Genomic DNA, 22117 nt, shown 5'->3' with positions numbered 1-22117 from the left:
AACAATGAAAAGGACAGTTTTAAATGTGGCTGCATTATTTTTCGGAATAACAGCATTTTCACAGAATATTCAAACGGTTACCAATTCTAAAGGTCCGGTTTTAGGATATTCCGCAGATTCGGGAGTAAAAATTCTAATCATTGGCGGAAATAAATTCAAAGATTTAAACAAAAACGGAAAACTCGATAAATACGAAGACTGGAGACTTCCTGTTGATGAAAGAGCGAAAGATTTAGCTTCAAAAATGACCATCGAGCAGATTGCAGGTCTGATGCTATACAGCGGTCACCAGTCTGTTCCTGCTCCAGCAGACGGCTTCAGAGCCGGAAAATATAATGGAAAATTATATAAAGAAAGCGGTGCCAATGCATGGGATCTTACGGATCAGCAGAAGAAATTTTTAAAGGAAGATAATTTGCGTCATGTGCTGGTAACAACAGTAGAATCACCGGAAGTTGCCGCGAAATGGAGCAACAACATCCAGGCGTACATTGAAGGCTTGGGATTGGGAATTCCCGCCAACAACAGTACGGACCCGAGACATTCTGCAACAGTAACAGCCGAATTTAATGAAGGTGCTGGCGGACAAATCTCTCTTTGGCCGGATGGTTTGGCAATGGGCGCGACTTTTGACCCGGAATTGGTAAAAAAATTCGGAAATATCGCCGCTCAGGAATACAGGGCTTTGGGAATTGCAACCGCTTTATCACCTCAAATCGATTTGGGTACAGAACCTCGTTGGTACAGAATTGCCTATGTCTTTTCTGAAAGCCCAGAACTAACAGCAGATATGGCGAGAGGTTATATCGACGGTTTTCAGACGACAGTTGGAAATAAAAACGGCTGGGGAAATAAAAGTGTGAATGCCATGGTGAAACACTGGCCGGGAGGCGGACCTGAGGAAGGCGGTCGCGACGCTCACTGGGCAATGGGAAAATTCGCGGTGTATCCGGGAAATAATTTCCAGAACCACGTAAAACCTTTTACAGAAGGTGCTTTCAAACTCAATGGAGGAACGAAAGAAGCTGCCGCGGTAATGCCTTATTATACGATTAGTTTCAATCAAGATACCAAAAACGGAGAAAACGTTGGAAACGGATACAGTAAATATCTAATCACCGATTTACTTCGTGGTAAATACAAATACGACGGCGTAGTCTGCACCGACTGGCTAATTACCGCTGACGAACCAAAATCTCCGGGCGGATTTGCCGGAAAACCTTGGGGTGCAGAAAAATTATCCATCGCTGAACGTCATTACAAAGTCTTGGAAGCGGGCGTTGACCAGTTCGGAGGAAATAATGATAAAGGACCTGTTTTGGAAGCGTATCAGATGGGTGTGAAAGAGCATGGTGAAAAAGCATATCGTGCAAAATTTGAGCAGTCAGCCGTTCGTTTGCTGCGAAATTTCTTCAGAACCGGATTGTTTGAAAATCCTTACGTCAATGTTGAAGAAACCAAGAAAATAGTGGGTAATCCTGAATTTATGAAAGCAGGTTACGAAGCTCAGGTAAAATCCATCGTGATGTTAAAAAAAATATTCTTCCGATTAAAGAAAGAAAAACGGTTTATATTCCAAAGAGATATTCTCCGGCAACGTTTAACTGGTGGGGAATTTACACGGCACCGTCTTTAGATTATACTATCGATATTGAAAAAGTAAAGAAACATTATAACGTCACTGAAGACCCTTCAAAAGCTGATTTTGCCTTGGTTTTCGTAAAAAGTCCGCACAGTGAAGAAGGCGGATACAGCGACATTGATGTGGCAGAGGGCGGAAACGGTTACCTCCCGATTTCGCTTCAGTACCAGACTTATACTGCAACAGAAGCCCGTGAGAAAAGTATTGCAGCGGGAGATCCTGTGGTAGCACCGAATGTACACGACAGAACGTTTAAAAATAAAACTTCAACAGCAACCAACTTTACAGATTTATTAACCATCCAGAACACTTACAAAGCAATGAACGGAAAACCTGTGATTGTTTCTGTAACCGCATCAAAACCGATGGTTTTTAATGAATTTGAAAAGCACGCCGATGCGATTCTTATGAATTTCAACGTATCCAATCAGGCCGTTTTGGATATCATTACAGGAAAGTATGAACCTTCCGGATTGCTTCCGCATCAGATGCCAGCAAATATGACAACGGTGGAAAAGCAGAAAGAAGACGTGCCTTACGATATGGAAACGCATAAAGATTCTGAAGGTCACAGCTACGATTTCGGATACGGAATGAACTGGTCTGGTGTTATCAAAGATGCAAGAACAGAGAAGTATAAAAAATGATTCATCATAAATTGATTCGTAATTGATGTCTTAAACCGGGCATTTTTGTCCGGTTTTTTTAGATTAAAATTTAAATAAAACACAAAAGAATTATAGCTGTAAATAATACTTTAAAATAGTTAACAAAATGGAAATCCAATATTTTCAAAACTTCTGTGTTCTAAGATTTTTCAGCATTTTAAAATTAAATCTAAAGTGACTAATGTGTCAAAATCAAAAACTTTTGTGTTTTTTGCGGTTAAAAAGATAAAAACAATTTAATATGAAAATCAGATACACTTTATATTCATTAATGCTGATTCACTCATGTTTGCTCAGGAAAGCCTAGATTTCAGCGGAAAGAAAATTTAATTTCTCCGGAAATCAGCGGTCAGAATGTTGACTTTCGCCTACTCGCACCCAATGCGAACAGCGTAAAACTCAGGGCAACTGGTTTCCGTCGAAAGAATGGAGCCAGGTTCCGTGGATTTGCAGAAAGACAAAGACGGCATTTGGTCGTTCAGTAAAAATGATTTCGCACCGGATTTATATACCTATTCATTTATTGTGGATGGCGTAAAAGCCAACGACCCAAACAATTCTTATCAAGTACGCGATGTCGCTTCGGTGATGAGTATGGTTTTGGTGGACGGAAAGCAGTCGGAAAATTACAAAGTTCAGAACGTTCTCTCACGGCACCGTTTCCAAAAGGTGGTACAAATCAAATGGACTGAAAGAAGACCGAAGATTATGATTTATACACCACCGGGTTACGAAAATTCCAAAGAAAAATATCCTGTTCTGTACTTGTTGCACGGAATGGGTGGCGATGAAGAAGCATGGATGACATTAGGAAGAGCTTCCCAGATTTTAGACAACCTTATTGCTCAGGGAAAAGCAAAACCGATGATCGTCGTAATGCCGAACGGTCACACCAGCAATTCCGCTGCACCCGGAGAATCTTCGAAAGGTTTTTATAAAATCGATATGAGAACACCGGATATTTTCAGCGGTGATATGGAAACCTACTTCAAGGAAATTATGAATTTTACTGAAGCAAACTACCGCACAAAAGCCGATGCGAAAAACCGCGCAATTGCCGGACTTTCAATGGGAGGTTTCCATTCATTATACATTTCTGCCAATCAGTCGAAAACGTTTGATTATGTCGGTCTTTTTTCTCCTGCCATTCTTCCGCCGGATGAAAAGAAAAGCCCGGTTTACCAGAATTTAGATTCAAAGCTGAAAACCCAGCAGAACAACACTTATAAACTGTATTGGATCGGAATCGGAAAAACAGATTTCCTGTACAAAAATGTATCGGATTATCGTCAGAAACTCGACAAAATGAATTTCAAGTATCAGTATGTAGAATCCGAAGGTGGCCACACCTGGAGCAATTGGAGAACGTATTTAAATGAATTTGTTCCTCAATTATTTAAGTAAAATAAATATTTGGGCAGCTATTTCCGCCCTCCGTTCCCGCTTTTTTGCCTCCGCTACGCTCCGGCAAAAAGAGCTCCACTCAGGTCGGGCTGCGAGAGATTCGCTGTTAAAATCAATAACAAAAATAACTGTTATTTAATTTGGTCCTTAGCTGAGTGCCAACGCCTTTGCGAACTTTAAAACAGTTTAATAATCAAAAAAACTTTGCGCTCTTTGCGTTAAAATCTAAAATCAAAATGAAAAAATTAATTATAGCAAGTATCTTCCTATTCGGATTAAATAGCATTAATGCTCAAAAATCAATTCCATTATATCAAGGAAAAGCGCCCGGTTCAGAAAACTGGACGTATTCCGAAAAAGAAATGGATTCCGATTTATTCAAAACCCATTTGGTGTACAACGTTGCCGCTCCCGCAATAGAAATCTACGAAGCCCCAAAGGCAAAAGCCAATGGTACCGTAATCGTTATTGCTCCCGGTGGTGGTTTTCAAAGTCTTTCTATTAATAAAGAAGGAAGAGATTTAGCAAAAATTCTCCAGGAGAAAGGAATTACAGCGGTCGTTTTAAAATACCGTTTGCTGGAAACCAAAACCGGAGATCCTGCTCGCGAAATGATGGAAAACATCAAAGACAGAAAAGCTTTCGATGCAAAAACAGCACCGATCAAAATAATGGCTGGTGAAGACATCAAAACTGCAATTTCCTACATCAGAACGCATGCAAAAGAATTAAATATCAATACAGAAAAACTGGGCGTTATCGGGTTTTCTGCAGGCGCAAGTGTGATTCTGGAAAGTGTACTTCATAGCAAAAATGCTTCGACATTACCAAACTTTGCCGCTTCCATTTACGGAGGACCAAGTGAAGAAATTCTAAATACAGAAATACCGAACACTACTCTACCGTTTTTTATCTGTGCTGCCAGCGACGACCAGCTGAAGCTCGCTCCAAAATCAGTTTTGCTTTACAGTAAATGGCTGCAGGCCGGACAACCCGTCGAACTGCATATCTACGAAAAAGGCGGACACGGCTTCGGAATGGCAAAACAGAATTTACCTGTCGATAAATGGTCGGATATCTATCTGGATTGGCTTAAATTCCACAAATTTTTATAAACCCTTAAAATTTAAACCACAAAAGTTACAAAAGTTTTTGCCTATAAAGCTGAATGCAAAACTTTTAAAGTTTATCAAAGCGCTTTGAAAATCTTTGATTTTCATCTAATGTGTTCTTACATTTCAAGCTATTTAAATTAAATCTAATGTGGCTCATGTGTCAAAAAAAAAATATGCCTTTTGACTTCGTCAAATCTTCGATTTGTAGTTAAAAAAGAAATTAAATATCAAACAAAGAATATTATGAAGAAGAATATATCAACATTAACAGCACTTTCTCAAAAAGCTAAATATGCAGGGTTATTTCTGGCATTATTAGCAGCTTCACCGGTTGTTAAAGCCCAGAATAATCCGACAGTAACGGTTAACGGAAAAACATTTAAAGGCCTCAACGGAAACGGAAAACTTGATGCTTGGGAAGATACCCGACTTTCAACCGACAAAAGGATTGATGCGATTATAAAACAAATGACCAATGCCGAAAAAGTTGATCTGCTGGTAGGAACCGGAATGCCTGGGATTGAAGTGTTGACAGGACCTGTAGGAGATTCCAAGCAAGGGCTCGTTCCTGGAGCTGCGGGAGGAACTGCGGCATTGACAAGGTTCGGAATTCCGGCAACGGTAGTGGCAGACGGCCCTGCAGGATTAAGAATTGCGCCAACTAGACCAAATGATTCGAAAACCTATTATGCTACTGCCTTCCCAGTGGGAACTGCTTTGGCTTCAACATGGAACAAAACACTTCTGGAGCATGTAGGAAAAGCCATGGGAAATGAAGTAAAGGAGTACGGCGTTGATGTATTGCTTGCTCCCGCCCTTAATATCCACAGAAATCCTCTTAACGGAAGAAACTTCGAATATTACAGCGAAGATCCTTTAATTTCAGGGAAAACAGCAGCAGCTATTGTGAACGGAATTCAATCTCAGGGTGTGGGAACTTCCATCAAACACTTTGCAGCAAATAATGAAGAAACCAACCGTTTGACGATTAATGCTCACGTTTCCGAAAGAGCAATGAGAGAATTGTATCTTAGAAATTTCGAAATCACTGTTAAAGAATCCCAACCGTGGACGGTAATGTCATCGTATAACAAAGTAAATGGTGTGTATACCTCAGACTCAAAAGATTTGCTGACTCAGGTTTTGAGAAACGAATGGGGCTTCAAAGGAATCGTAATGACGGACTGGTTTGGCGGTTTCCCGGGATTTGAATCTATCCGGAGTGGTGGAATTTCTGATGTTGTTAAACAGATGAATGCCGGAAATGACCTTTTAATGCCGGGAATTCCTGCGCAGAAAAAAGTATTGCTGGAAGCCCTTAATTCAGGAAAGCTGTCACAGCAAGTGGCTGATTTAAATGTCAAAAGAATTTTAGAATACATTTTTAAAACACCGACTTTCGCACAATACAAATACAGCGACAATCCAAATCTGAACGATCATGCTGAGGTAACAAGAAATGCCGCCACAGAAGGAATGGTTTTACTTAAAAATGAAAGTAATGCGCTGCCTTTTGCCGATAAACAAAAAGAAGTTTCGTTATTCGGGGTAACTTCTTATGCCTGGATTACCGGAGGAACAGGAAGCGGAAGTGTGAATAACAAGCACACCGTTTCTCTTTTGGAAGGTTTAAATGCTGCCGGTTATAAATTAGATAAAGAATTAGTTGATTTGTACAGACCTCATGCTGAAAAAGAAGTTGCCGCCGAAAAGGAACGAAGAAAAGCAAGAGGAATTCTGGCTTTACCCGAAAGGCTTCCTGAAATGAAAATGAATGACGCATTTATCGCTAAAAAAGCAGAAACTTCAGAAATCGCTTTTGTAACACTGGGAAGAAATTCCGGGGAAGGCGGCGACAGAGTTGTAGATAACGACTTTAATCTGGCAACAGAAGAAATCGAAATGCTGGACAAGATCTCAAAAGCATTCCATGCAAAAGGGAAAAAAGTTGTTGTGATTTTAAATATTGGTGGCGTAATCGAAACAGCTTCATGGAAGGATAAGGCAGATGCTATTTTGCTGGCATGGCAACCCGGACAGGAAGGTGGACATTCCGTTGCAGATGTAGTTTCAGGAAAAGTAAATCCTTCCGGAAAACTGACGATGACTTTCCCTGTAAATTATACAGATCATGCTTCAGCCAAGAATTTTCCGGGCGTTCCTGCTGACAATCCGAAAGACGTAACCTATCAGGAAGGTGTTTATGTTGGATACCGTTATTTCAATACCTTTGGGGTGAAACCTTCGTATGAATTCGGTTACGGAAAATCATACACCGATTTTGCTTATTCCAATATTAAAACAAGTTCAAAAACTTTTAATAATAAATTAGAAGTAAGTGTTGATGTTAAAAATACCGGAAAAGTAAACGGAAAAGAAGTTATTGAATTATACCTTTCTGCACCAAACAAAAGTATCGATAAACCAACATCTGAGCTGAAGGCATATGCTAAAACCAAAGATCTGAAACCGGGAGAATCTCAAACGATTACTCTGGTATTGAATCCGAAAGATTTAGCATCCTATGAAACTGCAAAATCGGCTTGGGTTGCTGAAGCGGGAAATTATAAAGTTTCTGTTGGGGCGTCTTCTTTAGACATCAGGCAGACAGCGGAATTTTCTTTACCAAAAGAATTGATAGTTGAAAAAGTTCAGCATGTGTTTTCTGCAGATACACCATTTGAGGATATGAAACCATAAGGATTTACATATAAGGAGCTGCAGATATAGAATGCTTACATTCATATTTAATTCAAAAATTAGAACCCAAACACTTTTCTGTATTTTATTTCAAGGCTCCTTTATGTTTAAGAAACATAGAATTTTCATGATAAGTTTAATGTCTCAAATTAAGATTTTATCTTTAAAATAGGTATCTTTAACCACTTTTTAAATAAATGAATGTTATGATCAATGATGTAAAGGCTAAAGGCAGGAATTATACAGTTCCTCTCATTACCATCACCCTCTTATTTTTCATGTGGGGATTTATCACCTGTATGAATGATATCCTGATTCCTTATCTGAAGCAGCTCTTCAACCTGTCGTTCTTTGAATCGATGCTGGTGCAATTCTGTTTCTTCGGTGCCTATTTTATTGGTTCCCTGATCTACTTCTTAATATCGAGTACACAGGGTGACCCGATCGATAAAGTGGGTTATAAAAAAGGAATTCTTTTCGGGATCTTTCTTGCGGCATTAGGCTGCGTACTCTTTTATCCTGCAGCAAGCTTTGCCTCATACGGATTGTTTTTAGGAGCACTGTTCATTTTAGGATTAGGATTTACCGTCCTGCAGATTACAGCGAATGCCTATGTTTCTTTGCTTGGTCCGGAAGAATCTGCATCCAGCAGACTGAATATGACGCAGGCTTTCAACGCCTTCGGAACAACGATCGCCCCGGTGTTGGGCGGACATCTTATTTTTGAATTATTTTCTGCACCGGACGGTTCATTCTCTGCGGCAGCAACTAAGATTCCTTATCTGATCTTTGCCGGAATTCTTTTACTCGTAGCTTTATTAATTTCAAGAGTGAAGCTTCCTGACTTTCAGGTAAAAGGTGAAGAAATCGTGAAAGGTTTCGGGGCATTACAACACAATCACCTGAAATTCGGTGTTCTGGCAATGTTCTGCTATGTAGGCGGAGAAGTAGCCGTGGGAAGCTTCATTATCAGTTTCCTTGAGCAGCCACAGGTGATGAACTTATCTGAAGTAGTCAGCAAAAATTACCTTTCACTATATTGGGGTGGCGCCATGATTGGACGTTTCTTAGGCGCTATATCATTAAATCAGTCTATTAGCCAGGGGAAAAAAGCGTTGTACATGCTGGGAGCAGCGGCCGCTGTGTTTTTGGTGATCTTCAGTATTGTAGATCTTAAATTTGCACAGATCAGCTTCTTCCTTGTATTTATAGCGTTGAATTTTGTGGCGTTCTTCATCGGGAAAGCAGCTCCGGCACGGACCTTATCCATTTTCGCGGCAGTGAATGTCGTTCTGTTAATTTCCGCTATGTTAAATCATGGTGAAATGGCGATGTACAGCATTCTGGGAATCGGAATCTTCAATTCCATCATGTTCTCGAATATCTACACACTGGCTATTTCAGGATTGGGTAAATATACGAGTCAAGGTTCTTCGTTAGTTGTAATGGCTATTTTAGGAGGAGCTATTGTTCCTATCTTCCAGGGATATCTGGCTGATGTTTTCGGAGTGCAGCATTCGTTTATTATTCCCGTATTCTGCTATATCGTGATTCTGATTTTCGGGGCTTACTGTACCAAATATCTGGGACATGTAAAGCAAGATGCCGATGCGAAATCAGGACATTAAATATTATTTTTTATATAAGGGAAAAACCTGCCGCTGGGCAGGTTTTTGTTTTTTATATTTAATAAATTATATCGAAACTGTTTTTGTTTTGGTATTGTAAACAATGACATCCTCATCCGGCTGTTTTCCTGTTTTCATTAAACCGTCAACATGAATAATCTTAAAATTCTTTGGCTTATAAATTTTTACTTCATTTGTTGTTTCATCAACAATTACCTTTTCCGCATTTTCAAAGCTGATGGCCTTTGATGATAAAGAAACATTTCCGGTAAAAACTGTTATCTTTTTCTGCAGATTTCTATGAGTGTTTTCACTTTTGAACTTCAAAGCATCATCATCTGATTTTTGCTGAGAGAAGATTTGTTGTGAACAAAGCAAGAGCAGAAATACTCCCGTAATTTTTAGACTTTTTATCATTTTCCTATTTTTATTTTCTACAAAAGAACAAATAAATTTGATCTCGGATAAAAAAATAACTTTTTTTAACGTATCTATAATTGTTCCTCAATGCTGGCGCGAGCGTCTCGCTCGTGTCTATATTTTAATAATGGTTTTATAGTGGGCACGAGCGGGACGCTCGCGCCAGCGGAAAACCAATATTATAAATTAACATCAATCTTTAAAATACCATCATAATCATCACAATAATTGCGGGCACTGCTGTATTTCCATTCCCATGGTTCCATTACAAATCCTGCCTCGACAGGATTTTTATGAGTGTACTCAAGTTTTTGCTCAAATACTTTGAGTGACCATATTTCTATGGGATGATTATGCTGTTGCCAGAATTGATATTCCGTAACATTAGATTTTTTACTTCCTGCTTTTTTAAACATCCACAGCATCCAATCTCTTCTGCTTTCCTGTTGATTCTCCTTTATAACATTTAGCATTTTTTTAGAGGTAAATCCTTTAAAATCTCTTATTAATTCTGATGGTTTACCATTTTCAGACCGAAATATCAAATGAATATGACTTGGCATAATACAATATCCGAAAATAATCATGCTTTTATTTTTTCGGCAATAGTCTAAAGATTCTATAATAATATCAAAGTACTCGATTCTGGTAAAAACATCAATCCAGAAAACTGTTGCAAAACTTATAAAATAAGCTCCCTCTTTTTCGTTAAACTTATATTTTCTACTCATTTGTATTTTTCAGTAAATATATAATATAGTCAGGAAATTTTTATTAATGGTAAACTCTTTTATGTTTAAACCGGCAATGCTAGCGCGAGTCTTGCTCATGTTAAACATAAATATTTATTAAAAACATAATAGATATTCAGCACGAGCGGGACGCTCGCGCTAGCGCCAGCGGAGAAGAATTTATTTTTATTGGACAGTATATCCTGATACGATGCTGGCGCGAGCGTCCCGCTCGTGCCACTATAAAATCATTATTAAAATATAATCACCAGCGGGACCCTCGCGCTAACGAAATGAGTCTTACAATACCATTTCATTTCAAACCGCCATTTTAAACAAAATCACAACTGTATTTTAGTCTAAACTGACAGATTAAACAAAAACAAAACTTGTGGAGAGTCTAATCCACCAGATTAAACAAAAGCAAAACACTGTGAAAGTCTAATCTTCCGGAATAAAAAGAAATACAAAACTGTTTTAGTTTAAAATATCAGATTTGGTTTAAAATGACATTTTATTTATATTTAATTTTCAAAATTCAATAGTATTTACAAGCTCAACACGAATGTTATGAAAATTACATTAGCAAAACTCAGCACAAAAGATTTAGCTACATTAGCACAAAGAATCATTGTTGCTTCCGATTCAGGGAAATATGAAATCATCTCCGGTCATCCATTACTTTCAGAAGTTAAAACCATATATGCAGATTATGATGTGGTCTATACAAAATCTACATTCAGCGGGAAAGGTAATGACGTAGCGCGCGCAGACAGGGATAGAGATATTAGTTTCAGAGCTTTTAAAAATTATGTGAACGCCTACCGGAAAATGCCTTTATTACCGAATTATCAGTTGGCGGAAGAGCTGTTTCAAATTTTTCTGCGGTATGATCTGACTCTCGACAAGATGAGCTATTCTTCTCAAACTGCCCGGATGAAAAAACTGGTTGAAGATCTTGAGAAACCCGAAAATATTCAAAAGCTTAATGCACTTTCTTTATTTCCCACTTTTGAAGATATGAAGTCCAAACAAAATTTCTTTGAACAAATTTTTGCGGGACAAGCAGAAGCGAATGCGAACCTTCGAAATATGAAAAGCGCCTCTGCAATCCGCAGGGATCTGGAGAAGACCTTAAAATCTTATCTCAATCTTATCAGTGCCATGAAAGAAATCACAGGCTGGGAACTCTTGTATGCAGAAATCAATGAATTGGTAAAGGCAGCAAAAAACTCTACGATTGCGGATCATGAAAAGAAATAACTTTAGCCTGAACTAAAATCAATAATAAGGCGTGGAAAAATTTTCATCTCTTTTTTATTGACGTTTTATTGTTCAAATTATTTATTTGATGCTGACCTAAATTGTTAATAATTCCTAAACATAAATTTAAAATACCCTATCTCTTTAAAACTGTCGAATAAAAAGCAATTTCATTATCTTTAACCTTTCAATTCCGGACAAATGAATACATCTGAGCAAAATCTCATCCTCATCAAGCGGCTTCAGGACATGCAGAAAGAACATCTCGGCATATCTTCTGTGAATATGGCGGTATCAAAGGTTATGGATTTGTTTCAGTTTGGTATGACTCTGCAAAATCACTGTAAACCGGTTTTGAACTATGATGAAATTATTATTTTACATGGTGACCGCGATGCTAAAAACTTCAGAATTTTCCACAGCAGTTTCGCAGACAGGAAATTCGGATCTGACACCATATATTCTTCCAAAGATGAAATCCTGATGCAGTGCCAAAGATCTGCAGAGCCCATTATCTTTGATCTTAAAAATTTTAGTGACCGGAAAAATCAGGAATTTTCATCGCTTTTGTCCTCCGGAAATACGGGAATGCGTATGGCGGCCGGATTAGCGCTTCCTTCCCTTCATGATCATGAAAGCATCCTTTTTCTACTGTATAAAAATTATCTCACCCCAGAAGATATTCCTGAAAGAATACTTGCTGCCGTTTCCACACAGCTGGCTGTAAGCATGCGCACGATCCAGATTCTCCGGATGGCCGGTTCTTTAAAAATTCCTGCACGGGAAACCGAAACCGTTGAACCGCAGGAAAAAATGATTCAGAAAGGTTTTAATGGAATTATCGGAGAAAGTGCGGCAATGAAAAAAATCTACGAAAAGATTACACAGGTAGCACCTTCTCAATCGGGAGTCTTAATATATGGTGAGACGGGAACCGGAAAAGAACTTATTGCGCAGGCTATCCATGATCTTTCGCCTTCATCGCATAAAAAAATGGTTAGGATCAATTGTGCGGCCATTCCTTCCAATCTCATCGAATCTGAACTTTTCGGTCATGAAAAAGGAAGCTTTACAGGAGCGACGGAACAGCGTAAAGGAAAATTTGAACTGGCCAATAACAGTACGATATTTTTAGATGAAATCGGCGAGCTTCCGCTGGAACTTCAGGGAAGGCTACTTCGGGTGCTGCAGGAAAAAGAAGTGGAACGTATCGGTGGAAATAAAAGAATAAAGGTAGAAGTACGTGTTATTGCGGCCACGAACAGAGATCTGGAAAAAGAAGTAACCGCAGGTAAATTCAGAAGTGATCTGTATTACCGTTTAAATATCTTCCCGATAGAATTGCCACCGCTTAGAGAACGAAAAGAAGATATTCCTCTTCTGGCGAACTTTTTCCTGGAAAAACATGGCCGGAACAGCGGAAAAAAAATTACCGAATTTTCACAGAAGGTACTGCAGCAGATGTGCCTGAATTCATGGCCGGGAAATATCCGCGAACTGGAAAATATGGTTCAGAGAAGCATCATCACCGCAAAAGATAATATGATCAAAGAAATGGCTTTTCCGAAAATCACTGATCTTCAGCAGGAAAATTCACAGGAATGGCAGGTTAAGACTCTTCAGCAAATTGAAAAAGAACATATCCTGAAGGTTGTTGAAAAATGTAATGGCCGGATTTCAGGAAAGCAGGGAGCTGCAATATTGCTGGGACTTCCATCCACAACACTGATTTCCAAGATGCAGAAACTAGGCATCCATAAGCAACATTATTTTAAAGAAAAAGATTAAAAATTTTTTAAACATTAAAGCTCAGATTCCAGCTCTTTTTTAATTCCCATTTCTATTTTTCCTGATGATAATGCCCAGAAAATCCATAATCCTAAAATAATAACAAGAGCCACTGAGGGAGCTTTGAAAGAACATATCAATGCAATCAAATACACAGGAAATCCAAACAGGTAATTGTTTTGAATTTTCCTGATCGCTACATCGCTGATGCCCGGACGTAAAAGATTTTTATTACGGCTGGCCAGAAACCATAACAGATTATACGCAAGATTGATTAATACAAATATCCCCGTATAAATTGCCACTACAGCTGCGGAAGCTTCTCCATTAAAGAATCTCGCCAGCAAGGAAGTAGGATATGAAACTGCAGAGACGAGAAATAAAATCAGCCCGTTGGAAAACATAATTCCGGAATTCCTGCTGTAAATCTGTTTAAAAATTTTATGATGGTTTCACCCACATAATAAAAATACTGAAAAAAGACAGGAAGAATGCTAAAAATGCCGGCCACTGATTTTTCAGAAAGATGAGCAGATCATTGCTGTTTTTCACAGAATTTTCTTCCGGCATATGAAGATCCAGCACTAAAAGGGTAATGGCAATAGCAAAAACGGCATCGCTGAAGCCTTCGATTCGTACGGTTTCTTTTTCCATAATTGATATGATTTAATATTAATGTTTATATACAGGATAATGCTTCCCTTATTGAATAAGTGAGTTGTTAAAGCTTTTTATTTTACGTTTAATGGTAGGCGCCTTCCTTCGACAGGTTCAGGATAATGACCTATTGAATGTGTTAATTGTCACTGCTTATCTGTACCCTTTATCAATTCCCAGTTTTTTCATTTTAGAGTATAAAGTTTGAGGCTGCATTTTTAACAGCTCTGCTGCACCACCAATGCCGGAAACTTTCCCGCCGCTGCTTTCGAGTGCATTCATAATATGTTCTCTTTCCATTTCTTCCATTGATTTTAATACTCCCGAACTGACATCAGATTTTACTTCAGTGTTTTTAGGAAGATCAAAATTCTCAATTTCTGAAGTTTTAGCAAGGAGAACGCTTCTTTCGATAAGGTGTTCCAGCTCCCTGATATTTCCCGGCCAGTAATAACCCAGGAGCTGTTCCATTGCTTTGCCGTTTATTGAATTAATATTTCTCTTAGAAGCTGATGCATATTTTTTAAGGAAAAAATGGGCAAGCAGTTCTATATCTTCTTTTCTTTCTCTCAACGGCGGAAGTTCTACCGGAAATACATTTAAGCGATAATAAAGATCCAGCCTGAATCTTCCTTCTGCGACTTCTTTTTCAAGGGAACGGTTTGTTGCCGCTACAATTCTGACATTCACTTTCAGGGTTTTATTTCCTCCCAGGCGTTCTATTTCTTTTTCCTGAAGGACCCGGAGAAGCTTTACCTGGGAATCCAGAGGAAGCTCACCAATTTCATCTAAAAAGATCGTTCCGCCATTGGCCTGTTCAAATTTCCCGATTCTCATGGAATTTGCTCCGGTAAAGCTTCCTTTCTCATGACCGAAAAGCTCGGATTCTATGAGAGAATGCGGAAGAGCAGCGCAGTTTACAATAACAATCGGATTTGATTTACGGTCTGACAGTTCGTGCACGGCATGAGCTATTTTTTCTTTTCCGGTACCGCTTTCGCCAACAATAAGAACCGAAGTATCGGTAGGGGCTACTACTGTTATTTTTTCAATCACTTCCTGGAGCGAATCACTTTTACCAATGATTCCTTCTATTTTCTGAGGAGCCGGAACATCTGCAATCCCGGATTTTTTTTCAATATCATAACGGTATTTTGCGATATCCAGCATCACCATCAGATCACGTTCGCGGAAAGGCTTTACCATAAATCCGTAAGGCTGTGTTTCCTTTACTGCTTCCAGTATTGACTGGTTGGTATTGGCAGAAATGTAGAGAAACGGCAGATTAATTTTTCGCAGTTCCCACGCAAGATCAATTCCTGTGAGGTCGCCTTTCAGGATAATATCAATCAGTACCCAGTCTGGTCTTTTTTCCTGTATTGATTTTCTGGCCTGCTGCACGGAAGAGGCTATTCCCGTCACCTGATAGCCCGCCTTTTTAAGCATGATTTTAAGATCATTGGCTACGATAAATTCATCTTCTACAATTAAAATTTTTTCTTTCATTATTGTCTTACGATATTGATATTCTGATCATCAACATCTGTAGTTTTTCTAAAGTTGACTGTAATTTTTAATCCGTTTCTGCTTTCTAAGGTGAAATTTCCTTCCAGCTGATCGGTAAGTCCACGCATAAGATTCATTCCGAGAGATTCTGTTTCATCAATATTGAAATCATCGGGGAGTCCAATTCCGTTGTCAGAAATCATCAGTTTGTATTCTCCATTTTCTGATTTTTTAAATGAAACCTGCACTTCTCCTCTCCTGCTGTCCGGAAAAGCATATTTAATGGTATTGTTTACTGCCTCATTAAGAATAAGCCCCAGTGGAACTGCCTGAGCAACATCCAGAAATATTTTATTCACATCCATTACAAAGCTGATATTTTTTTCTGACGAGTAACATTCTTTAATGTAATTGATAAGCTCATAGATATACCATGACATATCAATTGTTGCCAGATTATCAGACTGATAAAGTTTCTGATGGATCAGTGACATGGCATGCATTCTGTGCTGACTGTTCTGAATAGCCATTAAAGCATCTTCATTGTCAAGATATGCAGACTGCGTATTCAGCAGACTGATAACAATCTGTAGATTATTTTTTACCCGGTGATGGATTTCCTTTAGGAGCCATTCTTTTTCACCAAGAAGTTTTTTAAGCTGTTCATTCTGCTCATCGATCTGCTGACGTTTTAGTTCCAGTGTTTTATTCGCCCGGTTTTTAAGCCTTGAACGGTTATACAAAAGCGCTGCAAAAAGGATAAGGACAATGATACTTCCGATAAAAACATATCGCAGAATACTGTCTGTACTGATGCGTGCTTCCTGCAGTTTCCCTTTTTGAGTCAACAGCTGAATATCCTTGTCTTTTTTTTCAGTATCAAACTGAATCTGAAGGCTATTGATCTGCCTGCTTTTTTCACCATTAAAAGCAGAATCCGAATGTTTTTTATACAACTGATAATGTTTAATGGCGTCCAGATATTTACCTTGTGTACTGTCTGCTTTAAACCAAAGCATAAAATTTTGTGCCCGCACCATGTCATTTCCCGTTTTAGCATTTATGGAATCTAACAATTTTACACTTTTATAAAATGCCCGATAATCATCTTTATACAGACGATACATCGCAAAACTGAGCAATACCGTTGTCTGGCCTCCTCCGTATTCACCGTATTCACCGTAATATTCTATCAGTTTTTTATAATATTTATCCGCATTTTTAAGCTGTCTGAGAGTAGTATATGTATGGAATAAAATATAATTTTCTCTCATTTCAAATACTTTATCATCAAGCGGATAAAGCTTTTTGTACTCTTTAATGATCGCAATACCTTCATCAAACTTTTTCTGCCGGATCAGCATTGTGGAAATATTGGAAGCAATTAATCTCACCGATGGTTTATCTTTATTCTTTTTCGCGACAACCAATCCTTTTTCCCAATAGTCTAAAGCCAGCTGATTTTTTTTCAGGTAGTAATAAACAAGCCCTATCTGATTATAAATAGAAGCCAGCTCCGTAGAATAATCACCTGCTTTTTCTGCTGTTTTTTCTGCTAAATGTGCATATTTCAGTGCTTCATTATAATTACTTTTCTGGGCTTCTGCAAGGGACAAGAGCTTATACACCGTGTGTATATCTTTGTATTTGGCCGACTGATAAGCTGACAGGGACTGCTTAAGGAGTTTTATCGCCTCATCCGGATTATCTATGACACTATAAAGTTCAGCTAAATCTTTAAGGACCGCTGCTTTTTTAACCAATACACCAGATTTTCCGAAACATTCGATCGCCTTTTTCTTGAGTTCTACCTTAGTTTCAAAACTTCCGGAATCATTGGTATACATATAAGAAAGTTCATTATAAGCATCTCCGGCCTGCTCCTGCATATTTTGAGAAAGAAAATAGTTTAATGACTTTTTCATTTTAGAAATAGCGAGATCCCATTTTCCTCTGTCTTTATCTATTTTGGCATCCAGAAGCATCACTTTTCCAAGGCTTAGTTTATCATTTAGTTTCAAACTTAGCTTTTGCGCTTGTTTGTTGCTGATTGCGGCACTGTCCAGATCTTTTTTTTCTTCTCCTGCTTTTGTTACATAATATTCTCCCAGCCTTAGGTATAATTTAATTTTTTCCTTATCATTCTGCGAAGAATTAATCTGTTTTGATAACAGATACGGATTCTCCTTCGTCTGGGCTTTCAAAGAAATACTTAAAAGAACAAAAACCAATGGTAAACGGAATATCGCTACCGGAGATTTAATAAAAAAATAAGAATTGGACTTCATTTGCTAAAGATAATTGATTATCAAATCTAATCTAAATTTTAAACTCTGAATTGTTACGATGGTAAAAATAACAGATCAGCATTCCTATTCCCGGAGCAATCAGTGTTATTAACCCGAACTGCTTCCCCGCAAAAGCTCCCAGGAAACATCCGGTAAGAAAGCCAAAGATGGTTATCATCTGTTTTTTCAGGCTGGTTATGGCATCAGGATTTTTGAAACCGTTTTTCAGTAAATTTCCGAAATCCAGAGAGGCCTGCGTCACATTTCCCGTCATCATGGTAGTTGGCCCGTAAGTTTCTTTAGCGTAAAGCTTTCCGAATGCATTCTGCAACCCCATCGCAAATACGGTGGCCATCACTACGGCATACATCATCCATTTTTCAAAAATTCCCAGATACGTAAATACGGCTACAAAAATTCCGCTTAGAAGCAGCAACAAACCTTCCCAAAACATAATGGAATAATGATTGGTAAATCTGTATGCCATTCTTCCGCCTGTAATCACAGCCATAATGAATATGGGGAAAGTCAGCAGTTTCACCCATGCATTCAGCTCAGATCCTTTTATCAGCTGATAGGCAAACACAATAAAGTTACCGGTCACGTGTGCGGAAAAAATAGAATCTGCTGAAACAAAGGTTACCGTATCGCAATACCCTGCAATCATGGTCAGCAACAGAGTTACCCAAGCTATATTTGATTTGGTCTCCATAAGGTTATTTTAAATGTGAACGCAGCATCCAGGCCATTTTCTCATGAGTTTCCATTAAACCTGTGATATAATCGCTGGTTCCCGCATCATGAAATTCAGAAGCAAAATTATTGATATTTTCTCTAAGATGAATTAAAACACTTTCATGATCAGAAAGAAGTTCTTTGATGTAAGTAAAACTGTCATTAGCATTAAGATGATGTTCCGAAAGATGTGTCAATTCAAGATATTCTCTCAGAGTAGCCGGTGCATAATGTCCTAAAGTTCTTATTCTTTCTGCAAGGCCATCGATCATTTCATCTAATTGTTGATACTGGGCTTCAAAAAACAGATGTTTGTTGTAAAAATCTGCGCCTTCCACATTCCAGTGGGCTTTTCTTGTTTTGGTGTACAGCACGAATTCGTCTGCCAATACTTTTACCAATACTTCAGCAACTTTTGCTAAATTTTCATTTTTAATTCCGATTGAAGTTTTCATTTTCTTAAAGTGTATTTAATAAGTAATAATCAAGTGAATATGTTCCTGCACCTAAAGCAAGAATTAACAATAAAGATAAGGTGTACATGAAAGGAACATCCCGCACTTCCAGAGAATCTCTCCTGTGAACAACAAAATATCCGATAGCTGTCACGCCAATTGTCGGAAGTACCGCGAGCCTCGTTCCTAAGCCGAGAATAATTAAAAAAGGTACTACCAGATCGGCAAAAGAAGCTACGAGAGCATTCAGTTTCGTTGGCAATCCCAAAGGATTGGGAATGACTTCCTTTTTTCCGTTTTCCAGTCTGAATTTTTTCAGTCCGTGTACCCTGAAGAGCTCAAATCCCAGCAGTATTCTGAAGGCCAGCAACGCAGCGTTATTAAATGATGATCCTACATCCGAATGGAGAATCTGTTGTATAATTTCCATAGTTTTAATTTAAAAAGCAAAACACGAACATCCTAAAGCTCCCCAAAACGCATGATAGTTATTAACCGGTAGGTTGCTCATCCTTGCCTGATCATGATTATGGGAATGCACATCACAACTTCCTACACAACTGTGAATCTGGGAATTCAGCGGCACTTTCTGCGTGGATTTTGAATTCTTTTCAATTTCCTTCTGAGTGTGTCCTCCTACAGGATAATAGCCGTTATACAGATTCGTCGGCGACCATTCCGGAAGGATGGGAACAGAAGGTGGCGCAAATGATGAAAATTCTCCTTTTGCGTAAACAATGTTACCGTCTACCACCGTCATTTCAGCTTCAATATTTTTAATATCTTCTTCATCGATGGTGAAATAATCTTTATCAAGAACCGCCAGATCGGCGAGCATTCCTACTTTTATATCTCCTTTTTTATGATGCTCCTGAGAAAACCACGCGCTTCCTTTGGTATAAAGTTCTAATGCTGTTCTTCTGTCCAGCCTTGATTCCTGATACAGCTGAAGACCGCCAACCGTTTTACCGGCTGTTAACCAATACATAGAAACCCAGGGATTATAGCTGCTCACTCTTGTGGCATCAGATCCTGCTCCTACAGGCACTTCCATGGCAATCATTTTCTTTACCGGCGGTGTATTTTCTGCAGCCGCTGAGCCATAACGGTCGGTAAAATATTCTCCCTGATAGGCCATTCTGCTTTGTATGGCGATGCCACCACCAAGATTTTTCACTCTTTCAATATTTCTTTCGCTGATCGTTTCCGCATGATCGAAAATCCATGGCAGCCCATTGAACGGAATCTCCTTATTGATCTTTTCAAAAACATTTAAAAACCTGGAGATACTTTCATCATAGGTAGCATGCAGCCTGAAAGGCCAACGGTTTTCAACGAGCAAACGAACAACCTTTTCCAATTCATCTTCCATATTTTCGGGAAGATCAGGTCTTGGCTGTAAAAAGTCTTCGAAATCTGCCGCAGAGAAAACCAACATTTCCCCGGCACCGTTGTGGCGATACATATCGTCACCCTGATAGAGTTTTACCGTATCAATCCATTCACTGAAATCCTCAAACTCATGTTTTGGTTTTTGGGTGAATAAATTATAGGCAATTCTTACCGTCAACTGTTTCTTCTGATTCAATTCATTCACCACCTGATAATCATCCGGGAAATTCTGAAAACCTCCGCCAGCATCGATAACGCTGGTTATTCCGAAGCGGTTGAGCTCTTTCATAAAGTGTCTTGTAGAGTTCAGCTGATGTTCGTAAGAAAGCTTGGGACCTTTAGCCAGTGTTGAATACAAAATCATGGCATTTGGTGTTGCGATAATCAATCCTGTCGGCTCTCCATTAGAATCGCGTTCGATCTGCCCTCCGGTAGGAGCTGGTGTATTTTTAGTATATCCCACTGCTTTCAGAGCTGCTCTGTTCATCAGTGCTCTGTCATAAAGATGAAGGATAAAAACAGGCGTTTCAGGAGCAATTGCATTAATCTCTTCCAGCGTCGGCATTCTTCTTTCCGCAAACTGAAACTCTGACCAGCCGCCAACGACACGCACCCATTGCGGAGACGGTGTACGGTCTACCTGCTCTTTCAGCATACGCAATGCATCGGCGAGTGAAGGTACACCATCCCATCTTAATTCAAGATTATAATTCAGTCCGCCACGGATCAAATGAATATGCGAATCATTGATTCCCGGAACTACTCTTTTCTTTTTAAGGTCGATGATTCTGGTCGTTTCACCGGCAAACTGATCAGTCAATTCATCATTTCCTACTGCGATAATTTTTCCATTCTTAATGGCAACTGCCGAAATATCCTGAACTTCATTGCTGAAGCTGTGGATTTTGCCGTTATATAAAATAAGATCTGCTGTCATGGTTATTTAGCATTAAGTTGATCAATCGCCTCTTTAATTCCGCCCCCGGCAACCGTAAAAAATGAAGGGCCGGCCAATAAGATCAGCTTTTTCACCGTCATTTTCTCCGATACGTGCTGAGTATTCAGGTATTCTTGTGCACGGTAGGCATCAAATGCGCCTAAAACAACATTTCCGGCAACAAGTGCTGTAGGAGAATCAATACCGGCATCCTTAATGTCACTGGCAAATGAAACGGTCTGAACTTTCAGTCTTAATGCTTCTCTCATGGCTACAGCACCCACTTTTTTCATTAATTCCGCATCGAAATTATTTCTGTCGCCAAGCCCGATGAGCAGGAGTTTTTTAGAACCCATACTTCCTTTCGGAGGATCCATCAGTAATGTTTCTAAAGCATAGCCTTTGAATTTTCCGGTTTTTCTTACTTCTGTGATGATTCCTTTTAATGCTTCATCCAAATGTACCATTCCGTTCAGTTCTGCAGGAAGTGCCGGAGATTTAAAAATATCACCTTCCGTATATTCAAAAACGCAGGCAATCTGGAGATCTGCCACGGCTGCTGAAGGACCGTTCACCAGACCTTCAATGGTCACGCCATCTATTGTTCCCCATACTTTCTTTGTACCAATGGCTGTTTTTACCTCTGCTGTTTGTTGAGCCGAAACATAATTTGTTATTGAACCTCCTACAAGTACTGCAACAAGCAATACTTTTGAGATTCCGAAATATTTTGATATTATATTTTGCATAATAAAGTAGTTTTTAGTGATTTTACCTTTTAAACTAAT

At 38.9% G+C, this 22117-nt stretch carries 17 protein-coding genes and 1 pseudogene; 7 read left to right on the top strand and 11 right to left on the bottom strand.

The features are described 5' to 3' along the window. Nucleotides 1-4 precede the first annotated feature (4 nt). The 5 genes and pseudogenes from M0D58_RS01640 (at nt 5) to M0D58_RS01620 (ending at nt 9157) form a co-directional block, all read left to right on the top strand. Nucleotides 5-2289: pseudogene (locus M0D58_RS01640) on the top strand (glycoside hydrolase family 3 protein). Between the two features lie 447 nt (nt 2290-2736). Next, nucleotides 2737-3714 carry an alpha/beta hydrolase-fold protein gene (locus M0D58_RS01635; RefSeq protein WP_248393067.1) on the top strand — a complete coding sequence of 326 codons (978 nt, stop codon included), beginning with the start codon at nt 2737-2739 and terminating at the stop codon, nt 3712-3714. A 236-nt stretch (nt 3715-3950) separates the two neighbouring features. Next, complete coding sequence (locus tag M0D58_RS01630) at nt 3951-4829, top strand: alpha/beta hydrolase (RefSeq protein ID WP_248393065.1); 879 nt, start codon at nt 3951-3953, stop codon at nt 4827-4829. Nucleotides 4830-5072: 243 nt separating this feature from the next. Then, nucleotides 5073-7529, top strand: coding sequence for a glycoside hydrolase family 3 C-terminal domain-containing protein (locus tag M0D58_RS01625; protein ID WP_248393063.1), 2457 nt, complete (start codon nt 5073-5075; stop codon nt 7527-7529). 197 nt (nt 7530-7726) lie between these two features. Beyond that, complete coding sequence (locus M0D58_RS01620; RefSeq protein WP_248393061.1) at nt 7727-9157, top strand: sugar MFS transporter; 1431 nt, start codon at nt 7727-7729, stop codon at nt 9155-9157. Between the two features lie 66 nt (nt 9158-9223). Here the strand turns inward: M0D58_RS01620 and M0D58_RS01615 are convergent, their stop codons facing one another. Both M0D58_RS01615 and M0D58_RS01610 read right to left on the bottom strand, forming a co-directional pair. Further along, nucleotides 9224-9574: a hypothetical protein gene (locus M0D58_RS01615; protein ID WP_248393059.1), complete on the bottom strand. Its 351-nt coding sequence runs from the start codon at nt 9572-9574 to the stop codon at nt 9224-9226. Nucleotides 9575-9756: 182 nt separating this feature from the next. Further along, nucleotides 9757-10308, bottom strand: coding sequence for an REP-associated tyrosine transposase (locus M0D58_RS01610; protein ID WP_248393057.1), 552 nt, complete (start codon nt 10306-10308; stop codon nt 9757-9759). Nucleotides 10309-10878: 570 nt separating this feature from the next. Between M0D58_RS01610 and M0D58_RS01605 the strand changes: the two genes are divergently transcribed. Further along, complete coding sequence (locus M0D58_RS01605; protein WP_248393055.1) at nt 10879-11571, top strand: DUF6261 family protein; 693 nt, start codon at nt 10879-10881, stop codon at nt 11569-11571. A gap of 201 nt (nt 11572-11772) precedes the next feature. Beyond that, a complete protein-coding gene (locus M0D58_RS01600; RefSeq protein WP_248393053.1) occupies nt 11773-13359 on the top strand; it encodes a sigma-54 interaction domain-containing protein in 1587 nt (528 codons plus the stop codon). A 14-nt stretch (nt 13360-13373) separates the two neighbouring features. Here M0D58_RS01600 and M0D58_RS01595 read toward each other — a convergent pair whose 3' ends face one another. From M0D58_RS01595 to M0D58_RS01555, 9 genes are all read right to left on the bottom strand, one after another. After that, entirely contained in the window at nt 13374-13763 is a 390-nt protein-coding gene (locus M0D58_RS01595; protein WP_248393051.1) for a hypothetical protein, read from the bottom strand. A 37-nt stretch (nt 13764-13800) separates the two neighbouring features. Further along, nucleotides 13801-14013 (bottom strand): TMEM175 family protein, encoded by a 213-nt coding sequence (locus M0D58_RS01590; RefSeq protein ID WP_248393050.1) that lies wholly within the window; start codon nt 14011-14013, stop codon nt 13801-13803. Between the two features lie 156 nt (nt 14014-14169). After that, nucleotides 14170-15522, bottom strand: coding sequence for a sigma-54-dependent transcriptional regulator (locus tag M0D58_RS01585; protein ID WP_248393044.1), 1353 nt, complete (start codon nt 15520-15522; stop codon nt 14170-14172). Continuing rightward, on the bottom strand, nt 15522-17810 hold the full coding sequence (locus M0D58_RS01580) for a tetratricopeptide repeat-containing sensor histidine kinase (RefSeq protein ID WP_248393042.1): 2289 nt from the start codon (nt 17808-17810) through the stop codon (nt 15522-15524). Before M0D58_RS01580 ends, M0D58_RS01585 begins: the two co-directional genes overlap by 1 nt. Before the next feature lie 31 nt (nt 17811-17841). After that, a complete protein-coding gene (locus M0D58_RS01575; protein WP_248393040.1) occupies nt 17842-18522 on the bottom strand; it encodes a YoaK family protein in 681 nt (226 codons plus the stop codon). A gap of 4 nt (nt 18523-18526) precedes the next feature. Then, on the bottom strand, nt 18527-19000 hold the full coding sequence (locus M0D58_RS01570) for a Dps family protein (protein ID WP_248393038.1): 474 nt from the start codon (nt 18998-19000) through the stop codon (nt 18527-18529). A 4-nt stretch (nt 19001-19004) separates the two neighbouring features. Beyond that, nucleotides 19005-19430, bottom strand: coding sequence for a DoxX family protein (locus M0D58_RS01565; RefSeq protein ID WP_248393036.1), 426 nt, complete (start codon nt 19428-19430; stop codon nt 19005-19007). A gap of 9 nt (nt 19431-19439) precedes the next feature. Then, nucleotides 19440-21329: an amidohydrolase gene (locus M0D58_RS01560; RefSeq protein ID WP_248393034.1), complete on the bottom strand. Its 1890-nt coding sequence runs from the start codon at nt 21327-21329 to the stop codon at nt 19440-19442. 2 nt (nt 21330-21331) lie between these two features. Beyond that, nucleotides 21332-22078 carry a M17 family peptidase N-terminal domain-containing protein gene (locus M0D58_RS01555; RefSeq protein WP_248393032.1) on the bottom strand — a complete coding sequence of 249 codons (747 nt, stop codon included), beginning with the start codon at nt 22076-22078 and terminating at the stop codon, nt 21332-21334. Between the last annotated feature and the right edge of the window lie 39 nt (nt 22079-22117).

Source organism: Chryseobacterium nepalense, assembly GCF_023195755.1.
Taxonomy (GTDB): Bacteria; Bacteroidota; Bacteroidia; order Flavobacteriales; family Weeksellaceae; genus Chryseobacterium; species Chryseobacterium nepalense.
This window is presented reverse-complemented; position numbering and strand designations above follow the sequence as displayed.

What these genes read in the sequence shown, in the direction of transcription:
- M0D58_RS01635 (WP_248393067.1), top strand. Translation starts at nt 2,737, where the DNA reads ATGGAGCCAGGTTCCGTGGATTTGCAGAAAGACAAAGACGGCATTTGG.
- M0D58_RS01630 (WP_248393065.1), top strand. Translation starts at nt 3,951, where the DNA reads ATGAAAAAATTAATTATAGCAAGTATCTTCCTATTCGGATTAAATAGC.
- M0D58_RS01625 (WP_248393063.1), top strand. Translation starts at nt 5,073, where the DNA reads ATGAAGAAGAATATATCAACATTAACAGCACTTTCTCAAAAAGCTAAA.
- M0D58_RS01620 (WP_248393061.1), top strand. Translation starts at nt 7,727, where the DNA reads ATGAATGTTATGATCAATGATGTAAAGGCTAAAGGCAGGAATTATACA.
- M0D58_RS01615 (WP_248393059.1), bottom strand. Translation starts at nt 9,574, where the DNA reads ATGATAAAAAGTCTAAAAATTACGGGAGTATTTCTGCTCTTGCTTTGT.
- M0D58_RS01610 (WP_248393057.1), bottom strand. Translation starts at nt 10,308, where the DNA reads ATGAGTAGAAAATATAAGTTTAACGAAAAAGAGGGAGCTTATTTTATA.
- M0D58_RS01605 (WP_248393055.1), top strand. Translation starts at nt 10,879, where the DNA reads ATGAAAATTACATTAGCAAAACTCAGCACAAAAGATTTAGCTACATTA.
- M0D58_RS01600 (WP_248393053.1), top strand. Translation starts at nt 11,773, where the DNA reads ATGAATACATCTGAGCAAAATCTCATCCTCATCAAGCGGCTTCAGGAC.
- M0D58_RS01595 (WP_248393051.1), bottom strand. Translation starts at nt 13,763, where the DNA reads ATGTTTTCCAACGGGCTGATTTTATTTCTCGTCTCTGCAGTTTCATAT.
- M0D58_RS01590 (WP_248393050.1), bottom strand. Translation starts at nt 14,013, where the DNA reads ATGGAAAAAGAAACCGTACGAATCGAAGGCTTCAGCGATGCCGTTTTT.
- M0D58_RS01585 (WP_248393044.1), bottom strand. Translation starts at nt 15,522, where the DNA reads ATGAAAGAAAAAATTTTAATTGTAGAAGATGAATTTATCGTAGCCAAT.
- M0D58_RS01580 (WP_248393042.1), bottom strand. Translation starts at nt 17,810, where the DNA reads ATGAAGTCCAATTCTTATTTTTTTATTAAATCTCCGGTAGCGATATTC.
- M0D58_RS01575 (WP_248393040.1), bottom strand. Translation starts at nt 18,522, where the DNA reads ATGGAGACCAAATCAAATATAGCTTGGGTAACTCTGTTGCTGACCATG.
- M0D58_RS01570 (WP_248393038.1), bottom strand. Translation starts at nt 19,000, where the DNA reads ATGAAAACTTCAATCGGAATTAAAAATGAAAATTTAGCAAAAGTTGCT.
- M0D58_RS01565 (WP_248393036.1), bottom strand. Translation starts at nt 19,430, where the DNA reads ATGGAAATTATACAACAGATTCTCCATTCGGATGTAGGATCATCATTT.
- M0D58_RS01560 (WP_248393034.1), bottom strand. Translation starts at nt 21,329, where the DNA reads ATGACAGCAGATCTTATTTTATATAACGGCAAAATCCACAGCTTCAGC.
- M0D58_RS01555 (WP_248393032.1), bottom strand. Translation starts at nt 22,078, where the DNA reads ATGCAAAATATAATATCAAAATATTTCGGAATCTCAAAAGTATTGCTT.